The 17,412-nt window shown below is 47.7% G+C and carries 7 protein-coding genes and 1 pseudogene; 6 read left to right on the top strand and 2 right to left on the bottom strand.

What is annotated here, in order from left to right:
• Nucleotides 1-7,988: toxin TcdB middle/N-terminal domain-containing protein (locus G367_RS23055; protein WP_157533326.1), on the bottom strand; the 7,988-nt coding region annotated here is incomplete at its 3' end.
• 1,341 nt (nt 7,989-9,329) lie between these two features.
• On the opposite strand from G367_RS23055, the gene G367_RS0104160 reads away from it, so the two are divergent.
• The 5 genes and pseudogenes from G367_RS0104160 to G367_RS27060 form a co-directional block, all read left to right on the top strand.
• Nucleotides 9,330-10,892: a VCBS domain-containing protein gene (locus tag G367_RS0104160; protein WP_020411842.1), complete on the top strand. Its 1,563-nt coding sequence runs from the start codon at nt 9,330-9,332 to the stop codon at nt 10,890-10,892.
• A gap of 17 nt (nt 10,893-10,909) precedes the next feature.
• Nucleotides 10,910-11,203, top strand: a complete 294-nt coding sequence (locus tag G367_RS0104155) for a hypothetical protein (protein WP_020411841.1) — start codon at nt 10,910-10,912, stop codon at nt 11,201-11,203.
• 735 nt (nt 11,204-11,938) lie between these two features.
• Nucleotides 11,939-13,015: an efflux RND transporter periplasmic adaptor subunit gene (locus G367_RS0104145; protein ID WP_020411839.1), complete on the top strand. Its 1,077-nt coding sequence runs from the start codon at nt 11,939-11,941 to the stop codon at nt 13,013-13,015.
• Nucleotides 13,012-16,110, top strand: a complete 3,099-nt coding sequence (locus G367_RS0104140; protein ID WP_020411838.1) for an efflux RND transporter permease subunit — start codon at nt 13,012-13,014, stop codon at nt 16,108-16,110. The genes G367_RS0104145 and G367_RS0104140 overlap by 4 nt, the downstream gene beginning before the upstream one ends.
• Nucleotides 16,111-16,663: 553 nt before the next feature.
• Nucleotides 16,664-16,897: pseudogene (locus G367_RS27060) on the top strand (ROK family protein); the annotation flags it as partial.
• Between the two features lie 11 nt (nt 16,898-16,908).
• Here the strand turns inward: G367_RS27060 and G367_RS26920 are convergent.
• Nucleotides 16,909-17,034: a hypothetical protein gene (locus G367_RS26920; protein WP_281164171.1), complete on the bottom strand. Its 126-nt coding sequence runs from the start codon at nt 17,032-17,034 to the stop codon at nt 16,909-16,911.
• A gap of 130 nt (nt 17,035-17,164) precedes the next feature.
• Here G367_RS26920 and G367_RS24870 point away from each other — a divergent pair, with 130 nt between their 5' ends.
• Nucleotides 17,165-17,404, top strand: a complete 240-nt coding sequence (locus G367_RS24870; RefSeq protein ID WP_026304916.1) for a hypothetical protein — start codon at nt 17,165-17,167, stop codon at nt 17,402-17,404.
• Nucleotides 17,405-17,412 lie beyond the last annotated feature (8 nt).

Below are 17,412 nucleotides of genomic sequence, written 5' to 3'. Positions count from 1 at the left end.
TCAATCACTTTCTCGACGCTGCCGATCTGCAAGGTGGTCACTGTGCCTTTGCCGTTGTCATCCACCCGCTTGAAACGGCTGCGGTCCGGGCCGTAGGAGAAGCGCGTATCGTGGCCGCCTTTACTAATCAGGCTGGGTTTATCAAAGACGGTGTAATCCAGCGTACGACTGCCTGAGTCGCTACTCATATTGCCGTTGTCGTCGTAGTGATAGCTGGTATTGCCGGCTTTGGTTACGGCATGAGGGCGTGGGCCACTGTACTCATAGCTACCGACGCCCGTTTTATAGGTGATATTGCCGGCATCATCGTAGCGCACCTCCTGGGTGGCAGTTTGGCTGTCGGCCAGATAGAGGCGCGCATAGCGCAGGCGGTTGAGGCCGTCGTACTCAAAACGTTCCTGCAGGTCCTTGCGGTAGCTGCCATCGCCACTGAGGTCGGTTTTAGAGAGCAGATTGCCGATAGTATTCCAATCGTAATGCAGGTTCTGCACCTGACCCACACCGGGATTGATATCCGTTAAGATACTGGTGAGGCGGTGATGTTGTGGATCGTAGGCATAGGTAGTGGTGAGGCCGTTACCTAGCAACACTTCTTCCACCTGGCCACGCAGATTCATGCGCTTAACCCGGTAATAGTAACCACTGTCTGCGGGGGCGGTTACATCGCGCACACCCACTTTAAAGCCATAGTTGTTGTAGACAGTTTCTACACCGCGTAAATAATCCCCATTATCGCCCACCTGCTGATTGCTGGCGTCGAAACTGCGGCTAACGCGGCTGTATTGGTCGTAGGTGACTTTTTCATAAAAATCCCCTTCACCATCGAGTACACCGAGCCCGGTATTCGTTTCACCCAGACGACCGTAGGTATCGTATTGCAGCAGCTTGAGGTAATTGACATCCTCCAGATTGGCATTGCAACCGGCGGCAATAGCGACAGGGGCCTGGGCTACAGCCACCAGTTTGCCTTCGAAGCGGAATTTGGAATCACAGCCGGGATCCTGGTCGTAGTACCAGCGGCTGAAGTTCTGCAGAGTGCCCGTTTGGCTATTGCTATCGAAGCTGGTGTAATCAGCGCGAGTCACCATACGGCCGAGGGCGTCATAGCTCATGGCGGTGCCCTGCCCCTTGGCATCTTTTTGCCAGGCCAGTTCACCAAAGCCGGTGTAACCGTAGGTCCAGGTGCCCTTATCCGGGTCTACCATGCGGGTCTTGCGGCCGAGATTATCGTACTCAATGTTGGTCGCTGAAGTTTCACCGCCACCGCTGTTAAGGGTACGCACCTGTTTGAGGTTGCCATCGGCATAGTAGCTGTACTGCAGTTTGCCGCCGATATTGTCGGTAACCTGAGCCAACTCACCGAGGACGTTTTTCTCGGTTACTTTACTTTGCTGGGCACAGTTCGTGGCAGTTTCCGTGAGGCCATTATAAGTGATTGTGCTGTCACACTGGCCACTGGGGCTATCCACATTAGTGGTGCGACCGAGAATATCGTAGGAGTAAATGGTCCAGCGTGGAGAGCCGCCGTTGCCATAAGGGTCGGAAACCTTTTTAACGCGGGACTGTTCATCATACTGGGTATCGACAAACACTGGATTACCATGGAAATCCTGAGTCTGTTTGCGGATCTCTCGACCCAGTCGATCGTGGTACATCACGCTCTGGCTCTGATCGATACCGGCTGTGGTCACTTTAAAGTGAGCTGGCACACCGGCTATTGTGGGGCAGCCACCACTGTCAGCACAGAGTGTGCTCAAGGTAGTAGCATGGCTGCCGGTCTCGTGGTGTTCAAAATAGCGATTGCCGAACGGGGAATAGGCATAGTGCGTTTCCACACCGCCGATATCCAGTACGCGCTGCGGTTGGCCGAAGGGGTCCATCTCCAGAGCTTGCTCGGCAGTCTGTTTGAGTTCATTAACCCGATTTAATGCGTAGCGGCCATAGCCGTCAAAACCCGTGCGACTGGTACGGCTTTCGCCCTGCGCATTGGTTACCGTGGATGCAACACGATTGCCGAAGCGGTCGTGCTCATAGTGGGTGTGTAACTCTTGTGCGCTACCTTTAGCTACCCACTCATCGGTTAACAGGCCAGTCTGGTTATCGTAATCAAAATGAGCGGTTCGCGTGATTTGCGGTGCTACCAGAGCACCATATCGCTGGGTGGTGACGCTGCTCTCACGCAAGCGCGCCAAATGCCAGCGGTCACTGCTCACCACATTGTCGTATGTGTTACTTGTAGATTTGCTCTGCACCAAGTTATTAGAAGCATCATAGTGCTTCACAGTTACCGAGCTGACATTGCCATATTGAATATCATTGGCTGCGGTGTAGTTGGTGGTTGTTACCACCTTGCCAAGGTAACTCCCGCTCAGGCTGTAAGATTTGTCCTCCGCTTGGCTGATATAGGGCATTACCGTTTTGCCCGATACCGGTGCTATGGATTCCAAGGTATTGATAGAGCAGCTGATCAGGGTGAGTCCACTACCCTCACAGGTAGCCGGGGTTTTGATATTACTGGCATTGGACTCAATCACCTTGGCCGTCTGTGAAGGCATACCAATAAAGGGATAATCCTGGCGGTAGTGAGTGGTGGTCTTCACTTGGTTTTGCGGGTCATAGGTGGTGACCGATTCAAAACCGAGAAAGCCGCGCCCACCGCTCTGCATGCGCCCACCGGCATAGTGGTAATGGGCCTCAACCGTATTGTTATTGTCATTGGCCGCCGGCGCATCGGAGATTACTTTCTGTACCACGTACATCGGTGAGTAGAGATCGAATACCGGTGAACTGCGCCCGTAGTTCAGTTTGAAAGAACCCAGTTTACGTGTGTAGACACGAGTGCTGGTATCATTCAGGCGCGCGTAGCGGATTTCCGTCTTCACCCCAAAGCCATTCACTACAGACTCAAGAACATCCACCGGCTTGTCGGCATGTTTGGGCTTAAAGACACGCACATATTTATCTGTAGCGCCTAGACCACTAAAAAAGCCTGAGTGATTGCGCATATCATCGCAATGATTTTCCTGCTCATCGCGGTTCGCACAGTTCTCGACTATTTCAGGTCGCCCATCACCAGTCAAATCCATCACCAAATGGCTGTGATCATTGGTATCGGCGCCGAACAGCAAGCCAGTATCAATGGCGCTGCCAAAACCATTGGAATGGTTGGGCAGCACATAGAGGTACTGGTATTCGTTGTTTTCTTTATCGTTGGCATTGGGATAGAGAATGTCCACCAGGCCATCCATATCCCAGTCATATAGCTGGATTTTATCGTCCACGGCCCCTGGAAGTGTTCCCGTGGAGATAAACCCTTCACCAGTAAAGTAATATACGCCCCAATCCCAGTCTGCGCTGGAGCGGAATAACATGTCTGGCAGACTATCGCCATTGAGATCCGCGATCCGGTGCTCGGCATCATCCACCTGTGCTATCTCTCCGTTGAGTGCACGATGGAATACCGCCCTGTGGCTATTATCGCCCTCTGACATCAGTACAACGAAGTGATTGTCGGTCACATGACTTTGATTGTTGCAGTCGCTCGGTGCCTCGATACAAGTCCAATCTGTCTGCATTATCGCAGTCAGATCGGCAATACCGTCACCATTGAAATCGGCCACCATATCCGTATTACGCAGTTTCACTCGAGTGGTGCGTAGGAAGTTTGCTGAGGACACTCCTCCGGGAGCGCTGACCGTGGGCAGGGATAAGCTGCGAGTCGTCTCAGAGCTTTTGAAGGAGAGTGTTCCGCTACTGCTGCGCTGCAGCTCACGGATTTTCATGGTGGGCGTATCACTCACTGAAGGAAGGCCCACAGCGTGAGTAAATGACAGGAAGTCCGGCAAGCCGTCGGCATTAAAGTCGTGCATCTGACCCAGCTGATCTTTCTGATAGCTGATTGCCGTGGGGTTATCAGTGCTGCTAAATCCGCTACCATTAGACAAATTCACGGCCCAGTGGGTGCCGGTGTCATCTATCGGCGCGTGGAGCAGGTCATCCTTACCATCGTTGTTGTAGTCCAACAGATGCCATTCCTTGCGCTCATTGGCGCGGATACGCATCTGTTCGGATTGCAGGGCCAACTCCCCCTCGGCAGTGCCCAGGGCAACACGGAGATAGCGTTTGCCATGACTGCCGTCGTAACGGATAAACACCAGATCTGTGAGTCCGTCACCGTTGACATCTCCATATTTGCCACCCTCGTAACCGGAGTGGAAGATATTAGGATTAGCAGCCGCACTCACCATGCCCGCTCCGGCAAACTGGGCATAAGTAAATATCGTGGGCTTGCGACAGTTACCCAGCACACACTCCTCAACCTCTTCGAGCAGTAAACGGCCAGTAGCGCTTTCCTGGTAGCTGAAGTTGTAGCTGCGCAACTCCATCGAGTCCGCAGTGGATGTAATTGCGGTGAGCCTGCGGGTTGATGCCGTTTTCTGTCCGAAACTGTATCCGTAGCGTTTATCGCTGCGGCTGGTATCGTAGTGGAACTGAATCCGATTCAGCGTTGCATCGTGACCATTCGCAGAGTAATCGACCGCCTCTATCAGGTGCTCCCCGAGCGCGGTGTCTTTCAGGTAGGTGTATTCGATACGGTTGCCAACACTATCCTCCTGGGTATTCAGATACCAGGTCTTCTCCTGCTGTGCATCCTCATGCATACCGTAATAAGAGATAGAGCCATCCTTGCGGTACACTTCAAAACCCTGGCCGTTACCTGCCGGACTGGAAACCAGCCGTACCCGCACAAAGCTGTCCAGGCTTGTACGGTACTCGCTGCCGAGGCTGCCGTACTGACCCGACACTAGTTTCAACCGCTGGCCATCCAAACAGAATCGATCGAAGACGCTGCCATTGGCACCGCCCTCTTCAAAAGTTCTACGGCAGGCGCTAATAGCGGACAATCCACTAATTCCCCAACCGGCCCCGAGAGGGCCGTTACTGCCGGAGCTGCTGTAAGTCACACTGAGCGCCGGGGTACTGCCACCGGATGAAGGGCCCACCTGCAGCGGAATGGTATAAGTCGCCGCGCCGGATTCATTCACACGGAATTCCCCGGGCAAGATGCCGACGCGATCGGAGGCCAACACACTAGGGTCGGTAGTAGATAGTGCCGAGGCTTTGTAAGGGGGCACCGCCACGATTACAGGTGGTGGGGTCTGGTCAACCTGAACAATATCCGTGGCAACCGTATTTGAGCAGCTACTAAAAGTCGATACCTGGTTGCAGGCGCGCACCTGATAGGCGAAGAAGCCATTCTCCAACGACAGCTTTTTGCTCAAACGCGTTAGGTCTGTATGTTTACTCGGTGCGTTTTCATCCCAACTTACTGGCCCCTCTGCCGACGATGCGGTACCGGCAATAATCTCATAGTGCACTATCGTGCCACTAGCACTACCCCAAGTGAGATCAACCTCGCCGGTGCGCGAGAAAGTTGTCGATAGATTAGGGGATTTGGGTGCACCTGGAGTTTTAGCGACGATAACAGATTGAGCATTGCTGGCTGTGGAGCAAGCACGCAGATTACAAGCTATCAGGTAGTAACTGTAACTGCCATCATCTCGCTGAAGCGTGGTGCCAGAGAGAGGCGCTGGACTCGCAGAGCTCGTGGTTAATTCTTCAAGTAGCTTGCCGCCTTCGTAGAGCTTGTACCTGTAAACTTGCTGGGCAGAGCGGTCACTCCAGTTCAATTTAAGTGTACCGGTAGAACTGTTAGTAATGGTATCCAGCGCCGGGGCCGTAGGTATGGGTTGATTCCGTACCAGCAGTCCAACCGATGTACTCCAACTATTACTACAGCCAGAGGAATTACAATTTTTACTGCGGAACTCCCAATTACCATCGGTAAGCCCGGTTACGGAAAAGGTACTGCTCCCAGCAGAGCCGTAGGAACTATCTGCCGGCCAGTCGCTTTCCGCTTTTCTTTTTTGCCAACGCACCGACTCGATAGGGCCAGAGCTATTGGAGGTTAATCCCACAGAACCGTCATAACTACTGGATACGCTTGCAAGTAAACTTGATGGGCCTGGCTTCAAAATAATATTGGCTGTCTCCGGGCCAAAATTATTTAATGGCTCGCCTTCTTGGCAGCCTCCGCCGGGAATCCCAACGGAACAGTACCAGGTGGTGAGGAAGTAAGAGTAACTACCACTGGTGCTTATGGAATCGGTAAACGTACCCTGCTTACTTACTGATTCTTTCCAGCCAGAGTCATAAATAGTGGTGGAACCTCGCTTCAGGGTTATCCTTTGTGCCTGCGCGTCGATATTCCAAGATAATTTGACAGACCCGCCGTTAATTGACTGAATCGCCAAAACTGGCAGGCTGACAGCAACAGTCTTGCTACTCGACCAGCCACTGCAGGCCTCAACACCACCATACGTCTTACAAGCTCTAACCCGATAGGAATAATTTCCGTTACTGCTCTGGCTAAAAGGTTTACTGGTTCCGGCCAAACTCCAGCTGCCAGAAGCATTACCGGACTGAGCCAATATATATCTTGCCGCTCCGGTAACCGGGCTCCAACTGACGCTATAGGCACCAGTTGAACTACCCGGTAGCGTGAGGTTCCCTGGCACAGCGGGGGGGCGAGATACTATGACCGTCGAGGAACTTTTAAAAGCCGTGGTGACACTGCCTTTGACCGCGGCAACCCGATAGATGTAGCTGTCACTGCCCCGCCCGCTTAAGGTTGTTTGCGTTCCGCTACCACTGTAGACCTGAGTCCAGGAGCCGTTGTTTTTTTGCTCCTGTAAAACATATTTGTCCGCACCGGCAACTTGCGACCAAGATACAGTCACACTGCCAGTAGTGCTCGATGCTGGTACTGTAATCGATTGAGGGATACTAATTACCGTAACCGTGGAGGACTGCTTATAGAGGCCAGTGGTACTACCCTTTACTGCGGCAACGCGGTAACTGTAGCTGCCACTACCACGACCAGTTAACGTTTTTTGCGTTCCGCTACCACTGTAGACTTGAGTCCAAGAGCCGCCATTTTTTTGTTCCTGAAGTATATATTTGTCCGCTCCAGAAACTGCCGCCCAAGATATTGCCAAAATGCCATTGGCACTCGCAACAGGCACGCTAATAGAGAGTGGAGATCTGACTACAGTAACAGTAGTAGAGTATTTAAATGCACCAGTAATACCGCCCTTGATCGCGGCAACACGATATAGATAACTACCGGTACTGCGACCAGTTAAAGTATTGGACGTCCCTATACCATTGTAAACCTGAGTCCAGGCTCCGCCGTCTTTTTGTTCCTGAAGAATATATTTTTCCGCAGCGTAAACGGAAGACCACGACACAGCAATACTGCCGTAAAGATTTGTTACTGGCACCCCAATTGAATGTGGGGTTCTAACCACCGTAATACTCTTTGAAGATGTATAGCTGCTACAACCAGAGATGCAAGCACGAGCCCGAAACTCATACTTTCCAGTTATCAGGTCAGAAAAGTCCTTATAAAGGGCAGAGCCCGAGTAAACCATCTTCCAAGTGGTACTACCTTCAATTTTTCGCCAAAGTTCATAACTTTTTGGTTTTACGGAAGCAGCGCCCCACTGCACTCTAATATTGCCTGATGTACTAGTAGATGGGAGAGAAATAGATCCCGGGGGAGTAGCGTTGGGTTCGAGAGTAACTTTAACCGTATGGCTGCCGAAGGAAATTTTCTCAATATCCCATTCCTCACAGCGACCCCCAAACCCCCAAATCAAACAAAGCCTACTCCAGGCGTCATACCTATAAGTCCCTGTTGATGAAACAGTGATTGATGCAGAACTTCCACTGACTGCAATATCTCTCACCCGAGAACCATTTTTATACTCGGTAAGATACTCAGGGGTTCCAGTTAATGTTAACGTAAATTTTCCTGTAGAACTGGATGAGGGACCCGATACGCCAGCCAGGGCCAGAGCAGGTAGCCAAAGAAAAAATAATCCAGACAACCAGGCACTGGAAAGTGCACTAAAACTCTTGGACACAGCAAAAATACTCTTATTATGCAAACTATAGTTCTCTCCCACCTATTTCAAGAATTAGGTGGGATCGGCAGTATAGCCGAGCGTCAATACTCCTCCAATTACAGCTAATAACAAGCGCCTTTTCGCGGAAAAAATCAACCAATAAGACAGTTTATAATGAATTGACAGGCTCTATTTTTCTACTCTAAATCCTCTATATTGTTTATTGTTTATTGTTTATTGTTTAAGCAACCCCATCCCATATAAATCCTCACCTCAAAAGACCTTATTAGAAACTAACAAATAAGAAAATATATACATCAAAACACCAAAAATTCGTGTTTGGGGCAGCTATTATATTGCATCGACTGCCACAGCATCGCTTTTCCAGGTCATCCACGTACTTTCATTAAATTACTAAACTCACTGGTTGATTGCATAACCCCCAATACTAGAAACCATGAAAAAACAGCACCTATGGCAGCAAAAAATCAACTCCAGAAAAAAGTGATTCCCTATCATTAAAATATATTCTTACAGTCTAGGACCCTCCTTTTATGAGCAGGCATCCACCATCAATTAAAATTGAGGATCACAACAAAAAGTAAACCTATTTCGACCAAAAATTATCAACGGAAGCCAGCCTAACAACGTCATCCCTAAATTTAACAGGCGATTTCCAATCTTTAAAACACCAAGTACCTAGCCTCCACTTGTAATTAGAAGTAAACAAATACTCTCTCAAGCTACGGCAGAACAACCTCAAGTTACCAATGTAGAAGCGAAGAACACGATAAACTTCATTAGCACTCTAGATTCTAAGAACCACCAGTGAGATACCCGCAGCACAATAATATAGTGCTACTCCCTGTCAGCATTTGCTAAATTGCATCTCACCAAATCCAAATACACCAATAATAAGGCTGCTATGCGGATCTTGAGTTCTCTCACTTATGACCTGCTGCCTGTCAACAAACTAATAACGGATAATCAGGCCAACGGGGCAACCCTTTCGTCCTGCTAAAAAAGTAAGTCACAAGAAGCACAAACAAACCAAAAAAGAAACACTGCTACCCCTTCCTCCACCCAGCCTCATTCCACTTAATAGCACTTCAGCAATGTCGCCAATAGATAAAAACAAGATTGGATGTGATGTAGAAAAGTAACACCCGAAACCTGTTACTAATGCCCCACAAAGCTCCTAAACACTCAACAAGAAGACTGGTTTATTGCGTAAGGTGACTAATTGACCTTACTAAGTTATCAATCAGCCAAATCACAGGAACCGTACCAAATAACGACGGTCCACCAGATATCTATTTTCATCAGCTACCACGCATATACAGATAAGTAGAGAGAGCAATGCACGGTTCACTTAAGATATTTACCGCAATCACCTTATCCGCCCTCTTGGCCGCTTGTGGCGGCGGCTCCAGTGGAGGGGAAAGTACAGATACCCCTCAAGCTGACAGCGGCTCAAATACAGGGTCGGATACCGGAACAAATGGGGGGAATTCGGATACTGGTGAATACACATTCAATCCAGCTAACCCCTTGGCCACCTTGGTTGTAGGTACCAATGAGTATGCAGAGGGTACTTTGGAGCTGGAGGGCACTGATAGCAAAAGCCCTGGTTTCCAAGCGTCCACTATCGAAGGTCAATACGGTAGCTTTAAACTATATGATAGCGGGAACTGGGAGTACCAGCTAAATAGCAATACATCCAGTCTCAACAATGGTCAATCTGTAGAAGACACCATCTCTATTCAATTAACAAACGGAGATCAACACTCCATTACCTTTGCAATACAAACTATTGAAGCTACCGAAAATAGCATAGTTTTTATTCTGATGAATTTTTCAGATGCCGCTGTCACTGACGACGTTAGTATTTCACAACTCGCCAATATGACATTCAATGATACGGATTCTCTGGACAATACTTACAAAGAAAACTCCTTCGGCCAACTGAAATTTAAGCGCCATCTCATTAGCGACCAGTCACTCGCACAGTACTGTTATGGAGAAGACAATAATGAGAGTAGCTCAATTGATTGCTTTGTTTATAGCATCCCCGATAGTCAAAGTGGGGGCGTACTAAGTGTTGGGAATGCCCAGGCTCGCTCTGGCTCCTCACAGGATGGTCAATATTCAGATGGTGGCTATACCTGGAGAGATAACGCTACCACCTGGATTCAAAATAATTTTGTAGATTCCAATAGCCGCCCTGTGAATCTCAATGACTGGAGACACCGTGTATTTATTTTTCCCCGAGCCGCAAATAATGCTGGCTTGGTTGGTACAGGAGTTGCTTCGGTACGGGGGGGATGGAGCATCATTACCGCAGATACCGATCAACTAGTGATGGGGCATGAGTTGGGCCACAATATTGGACTTAGCCACGCCGGTAACGATGACAATAACGATGGCGATACCAATGACCAAGGCGAAAGCGAATACGGAGCTAATGGTGCCTTTATGGGTAACAGCTGGAAGTCACGGTTATTCGGTAGTGCCCATAGAGAATTTATGGGCTGGTATGAGAGCTTCCCTGGATATACTACAACCATCAGGCAGTCTGCTGGCAACAATGCCGATTATGTAGTGCAGGCCGTAGAGCTCACTGCAGGTGAACTCAATAGCTCTCTACCGCAACTTTTAAAAGTTGAAAGTAACGGCAGTACAAATGGAGAAAATCACTATTACGTGGAATACCATATTCCCCATAATGTTTTGAACCCCTATCCTCACCATGCAAATGCGGTAACAATTCATTATTTAAATGACGGAACCGCTAATCAAGTGGCAACCCTTACCACTACTGGCGATCAATTTAGTGACTCATCTGCTGGGGTCACCATTGAGCTTAAATCCAAGGACAGCAGTAATAACAGCGCCACTATTGCTGTTAACTACAGCAACTAGCAAATGAGGGCAAGACCATGAAATATTTCGTAACTATAATTATATTAATTTCCTTAACCACTTATTCCCAAGCTGAGGAAACCGTAACTGGTATATTGGAAGAAGAAATTTCCGAAAACTTTGAAACTGGAGAAATTGACCATAGATTCTCTATCAAGGATGAGAGCACCGGTCGATATTATTTTGTCGATGCAAAAGAATTAAAAGAAAAGGGAATGAAGTCTGGAGAGCGCGTAAGAATTAGAGGGGAGCGGCAGAAAAATCGCAGAATTAGGATTAGGGAGTCGCAAAGAATAGTATTGGAAAAATAGAAACTCTATTTATGGAGCGGACAAGACTATGCAAGTGTGCACTATTAAACATGCTTAGGCACACATACAGTTCTTTTCCTTGCCAACTACGACAGCAATAGAGGCTTCGACCCCCTCCAATTAATTTGCTATTTATTATTATAAAAACACTAAGGAACCAGCCAGCCACAAGTTGTCGCTGGCTTTTTTACAAGGATGCGCAAATAAAAACTATAGTATCAGCTATTCTCCTTCGTGCCTTGGCTGCTAGTATCCAGCCAGTCTTTTGGACCCCGGAAGCACGAATTGACTATTTAATGATTCATAGCTGGGGATTAGATATCCAGCTGAAATGCTTCGAAAACGTCGACACTGAAATGTGATGCCCTGATACTAAAACTTTCATATTAGTGAAAGGTGAACCCGAGGCATATGATACGATAGTCTCACTTTTCTTGTCCGCATATATGGCAAAAGCATCTGTAAGCTTCAGCCACTACGAATGCTACCGGGAAAAGACCTATTAAGATAGAAGATAAATAAAGCCTTGGCGCTCTTCTCTGCAGATATTCCTCATTTATAGGGAGTACACCAAGTAAACTAATTATCTTGTCTCTTCTATCTCTCAACTGATCTCATTCGCCTTGCTGACTCTACTAGTAAAATACAGTCTTAGTCCCCTCACACAACATCAAGTTGCTTAGCAAATCGATTTTCGTCAATTATTTGCCATAAAAAATAAGAAAGCGATCAAGGATGAAAAAGACTATCAAAGTAGCAGCCGTTATGGTCTCGCTATCCTTTTCAACTGTACTATATCAATCACAGTGTTACGCTTCAGATCTGCAGAAAGTCAGGATACAACCTGCACAAGAATGGCTTCAAGCTACGCGGTCAATAATTTATTGCACAGTCAACTCTCCACCCCTAACACAAATTTCCAGTCATGCTGAAGCCGAACTGAAATCAGTAAAGCCTGTAGGATCTATTGTCAAGGCAGGGGAGCTGGTCGCAGAACAGGATGGATTTTACCTGTCCAGAGGTATGGATATCCTGAAAACAGACCTGGAAATTGCAGAACGTCAGCTTTCTCATGCTGAGGAGGAACTAGCCAGACTTATGCCTCTTCGCGAGGCTCAAATGGTTTCCCCCTCTCAACTCAATGACCTTAAACTTAATGCCAGTACTTTCAGGCTGAGCAAGCAAAGACTTAAGCAACAACTTGAAATAGATCAGTATAGGTTCGAGCGACTGAAGCACTTTGCCTCCAGAGACAGCCAGGTTTTACAAGTCGAGGCACATCCTGGTGAGAGACTCACTCAGGGACAACGGATTCTCCAGCTTCTTCCCTTGAATGAGAAACAACTGGAGTGCTTGGTACCCAGGGATCAAGTAGGAATGAATTTAGCTATTCAAAAGAACGAATTTCGTTACGATGGAGAGCCGCTTTCCCTAAAAAACATCGGTCGAACCATGGACGGGGACACTCAGAATCTGTCCCTATACTTCGATGGCCACGGGAAGCACTTTGAGTCTCTGTTGGTGGGCCAACGTTTCCAGATCGCCATGCTCACTCCTACAGGGCCTCGAGAAAAAGCAGGCAATATTACCAAGTTACCTTCCGATGCAGTGCTATTAGAGGGGGGAAAGTACCATACATGGGCATTAGGACTGGAAAACAAAGTTCGTAAAGTCGAAGTTGAAATCCTGGATACACTTGCTGATCATTTTATTGTTATCTCAGAGATTCAGCCCGGCGATCAGCTTGTAGTTCTCGGTAATGGGAACCTGCAAGCAGGTCAAGAAGTAGTACCGGTGGACCGTGACTCATGAATATTATTGAAAAATATAGTCCGGTTATTATCAGTTGCGGCCTTCTTCTTATTTGCCTAGGTGTATTTTATGGGGTCAAAATTCCAAATACGCTACTACCAAATATAGACAGACCGCAAATAGCTCTTGCTACCTCTTGGCCGGGCAAGACAGCTATGGAAATAGAACAGGCACTTGTCGCCCCATTGGAGCAGGAGCTCTCCAGCCTTGGCTTTCTGGAGGAAATCCAGACCACCATTAGCAACGGGTTTGCCTGGACATTGATTACCTTTCATTCAAATGCCGATATGGAACAGATGTATATTGACGTTCTATCCCGGCTTAACCAGGTACCCAACTGGCCTAGCCAAGTATCTGCTCCCCGCCTTTATAATTTTAGTAATGGTGCCGGAGCAACCTTGGCCAGTTTCTTTCTTTATTCCACTAACCAGGCCACTGAACAGGAGCTTTCCCAGGCATTCCGAGATCATGTTCAACCTGCGTTTAGTAAGATTCCAGGCGTAGCCTCCGTTACTGTAGCCGGCACACCTATTGAGCAAAGGATAGATATCGAATTCGATCCCAGGGGCCTGACTCAGGCATCACTCACCATTAATGAAGTGCAGTCTCGCTTGAGTGACTTGGTTGACCGCTCTGGCGGTAATTTAACTATCGGATCAAGAGAATACGCCCTTCACTTTAAAGGCCAGATCCCTATTGCTGATATTGAGAAACTACCAATTGCTACCAGGGGGCCACATATTATTCGCCTAGGTGACGTTGCAAAAGTAAAAAATAGAATGGCCTCCGACTGGAATTATTTTGCTTTAGAAGGCAACCGCTCTTTCTATTTCTATTTAATGCCTACTGAGGATATTAATGTTTTGAATACCATCGATATGATCAAAACATTAATATCAGATCTAAACGAGGGAGAACTCGGTAGATTGGGAATGGAAGTGGCGATCAGCCGCGATGATTCCAAAAGCATTCGCAACTCATTGCAATTAGTCTATAGCAGCTTGATCCTGGGAGCTTTTCTCGCCTGCATTATTTTGTATTGGTTCTTGCGAGACTTTAGAACACTCGTATTGATTTTCACTAGCATACCAGCTTGTATTGCACTGGTAATTTTGGGTCTGTATCTGGGCGGAAGAAGCATAAATGTTATCTCACTAGCAGGTATTGCACTCTCGATTGGCTTGATGGTAGATGCCGCCATTATTGTTATCGAGAATATCCAGCGTTTACGCGGCCAGGGAGCTAGCTTGCTAACCAGTATCAGGCAAGGGACTAAGGAGGTTACCGGTGCCTTGACAGCATCTACGATATCGAGTGTCATCGTCTTCTTACCTATCCTGGCGATGCAGTCAGCCACGGGGCAACTTTTTACAGATCTAGCTTATACCATTTCCAGCGCACTTATTGCATCATTGTTATTTGCCCTCCTGCTCTTGCCAGCATTGGCACGACATCTTCTAAAAGACTCACCGCAGGTCAATCCAAAAGGAAGAACTCAATCCCTTAATAGAATATTACAACGCTGGACTGCTATATCAGTGATACCAATTGGTCGAGTCACTTTTCGTAACTGCGTTTTAGTGCTTGGGTTACCTGTTGCCTTATTAGTGACTTATCTCAGTTCGCCCTCAGTCGATGTGCTTCCAGACCCCAAACAGGCGATGATTTCAACCTTTATAAACTTTGAAGGCCCTATGGCGGTTGAAGTTGTTGAGCGCGAAGTCGGTCAGGTAATTATGGATCGCATTGAACAAGGAAAAGGGAGATTCGAAGAGCAAATAGTTACTTATGGCACACTCTGTTATCCAACCATGTGTCACCTTTACATTTATACCCAAGGGGACTGGGATTTCGAAGCATTTAAGAAATGGATTGACAAGGATATTGTCTCCGGACTGATAGGTACCAGAATTCATACGCAGCAAGGGGGCCTTCTCCGGTTTGCAATGCCCAATAGCCGTGTAAGCCAACTGGATATCAAAGGAGCTGAACTACCGGTTCTTCAAGCAGCTGGGCGCGACTTATTAGAACATCTTCGTTCAGAGTTTCCTGGCGCACAAATTCTTGAAGGGAGCGCATTGAGCAATCGTGGATTGCGTATTGAATTTGAGCCCAACCAGGATCAACTGATTCGTATGGGAATGACATTACCGGAGTTTAATCGTCATTTGATGGCACTTACTGATGGCATTTATATCGGTAATTTTTACACAGGCACCAATACCCTTCCCTTCTACTTTAAAGCCAAAGAACCAGCCAACCTTGAGCAGCTCTTAAATACAGAAATTATGATTGCTGGGCAGGGCCTGATTCCTTTGAGGCAGTTAACGTCAGCACAGATTACGCAAGCTCCAGACAGCATTCTTCGTGTCGGCCAGGAAGTAAGTACCTCCCTCAATCTGACCCCACCAACGGGTGTTGCCATGAAGGATTTTACTGAGCAGGTAGATCGAAGCGTTTTGGCCTTTCTTAATAAGAGCCAGTATGGAGACCTGCACACCCAATTTCGGGGCAGTGCCAACGAGTTGAAATTATTTCTGCAGGAGTTCTTTCAGATCTTTTGTGTAGCTTTGTTGATTCTTGCATTACTTATGTACTTTGCTCTCAGGTCCCTTAAATTAGCTTTGGCTGTTTTATTTGCAATTCCACTCTCCTTTGCCGGGGGCATGCTCAGTCTTCGTCTACTCAACCTGTTTGTAATGCAAAATCTAGATGTGATTACGATGATCGGATTCGTAATTCTGATGGGATTGGTAGTGAATAATGCGATACTTTTAGTGAATCAATTCCAAAGTTCTATTAATAAAGGCATGCATCAATTTGATGCCATTAAAAGTGCTGTGAGCTTGCGCATTCGTCCGATAATGTTAACGACCACAACCTGTATTTTTGGCAACCTTCCGTTAGTACTCAGTCCAGGAGACAGCGCCGCGATTTATCGGGGTCTTGCAACAGTGATTACCGGAGGCATGTTATTCAGCGCTCTTTTTGTATTGGGCTTTATGTCTGCCATGCTATCTTTAAAAGTGTTTGCGGCACATCGGATAAATCCAACTTCGGTAGTTAGGGAACTTACACCCGAGGGCGGAATATAGCCATTAAAGATTATTCTATTCAAAATTAAAAATGACCTTTGGCCAGTTTGAAAACACTGGCCTTAACCCTTGGCGACACAAAAGAGAGCTACTTGTTAGTTTTTCTCGCCAGAAAAAAGCAAGGATTCATATTCGAGCATTTTGTATCCACATTGTTAATACGACTATTAGCAGCCGCTCCACGAGTGTCAGCTTCATTTCGCTTTTTGATCGTTGTCTTCCCTATTCCCGGAATTCGCTTACAGTCCATTTAGAGCCTCGTGCAAACAGCGAAAGCTCAACTTCTCTGTTGGCATCCGGTCTTTTTCTTTAGCAAAAACTAACCGCAGTGCAATCACTCCCCTAACGGTGTCACCTGTTAAGACAAACCGGTTAATAATTCCATTGAATACATTATCCAGACTGCGGAGCAGATACGGATGGAAGTGCAAGGCAAAGCAGTGAATACCTTGCTTGGAGGTATAGAAGCCGGCGGTACAAAGTTAAATTATGCAATCGCCGCCGGGCCGAATAGAGTAAAGGAAAGGGCAAGGTAACCAAATTTTTCCACGCCGGCACCCAACCTCATGGCTCTATGCCTGCACTGGATATCGCAAGTTTTGGACCAGAAGATCTGGATCCACAATCCAAACACTACAGATATATCACTACCCTCCCTAAAAGCGGGTGGGCCAACACCAACATGGCTGGCCAACTGAAGAAAGCCCTCTCTATCCTTGTGGCTTTTGACACTGATGTCAGTGGCGCAGCGTTAGGAGAACACCTGTGCAGGGCCGCTACGCTATAGATGTAAAGAGTTTATTTATTACCATCGGCACCGGTATCTGCGCCGGGTAATAGTGGATGGTAACCGGCGCCATGCTCTCGGAAATCGGCCATATGTTGATGCCACAGGACTGATAAAGAGATCCCTATCCAGGCCACAGCCCATTCCATGGCAATTGTCTGGAAGGCCTCGCCTGCGGCCCCGCATTGAATCCCGCTGGGGCCTGCGCGGCCAGAGTATAGACAGGGACCATGCCGCCTGGGACCTCAGGCCGGATATCTGGCCACTATGTGCGTGAACCTGACCAGCTGCTACTCACCGGAGCGAATCATCCTCAGTGGTGGCTTTATGGAACAAGCGTGCCTATTTGCACACATTCACCACAAGTTTCTCAACCTGGCAAGTGGTTATTTACCCCAGGTATCCCAAGGCAACATCCGCTCTTTTATAGTCCCACCAAAATTCGCCGGCCGCTCTGGCGAGGTGGGCTCTCTGCGTATGGCCCAGGTACTTTGCCCCAGCTGTTAGATAACCAA

The sequence above is a fragment of the Microbulbifer variabilis ATCC 700307 genome (assembly GCF_000380565.1).
Classification (GTDB): domain Bacteria; phylum Pseudomonadota; class Gammaproteobacteria; order Pseudomonadales; family Cellvibrionaceae; genus Microbulbifer; species Microbulbifer variabilis.
Note: the sequence above shows the minus strand (reverse complement) of the source record. Positions and strands in the feature narration are given on the sequence as shown.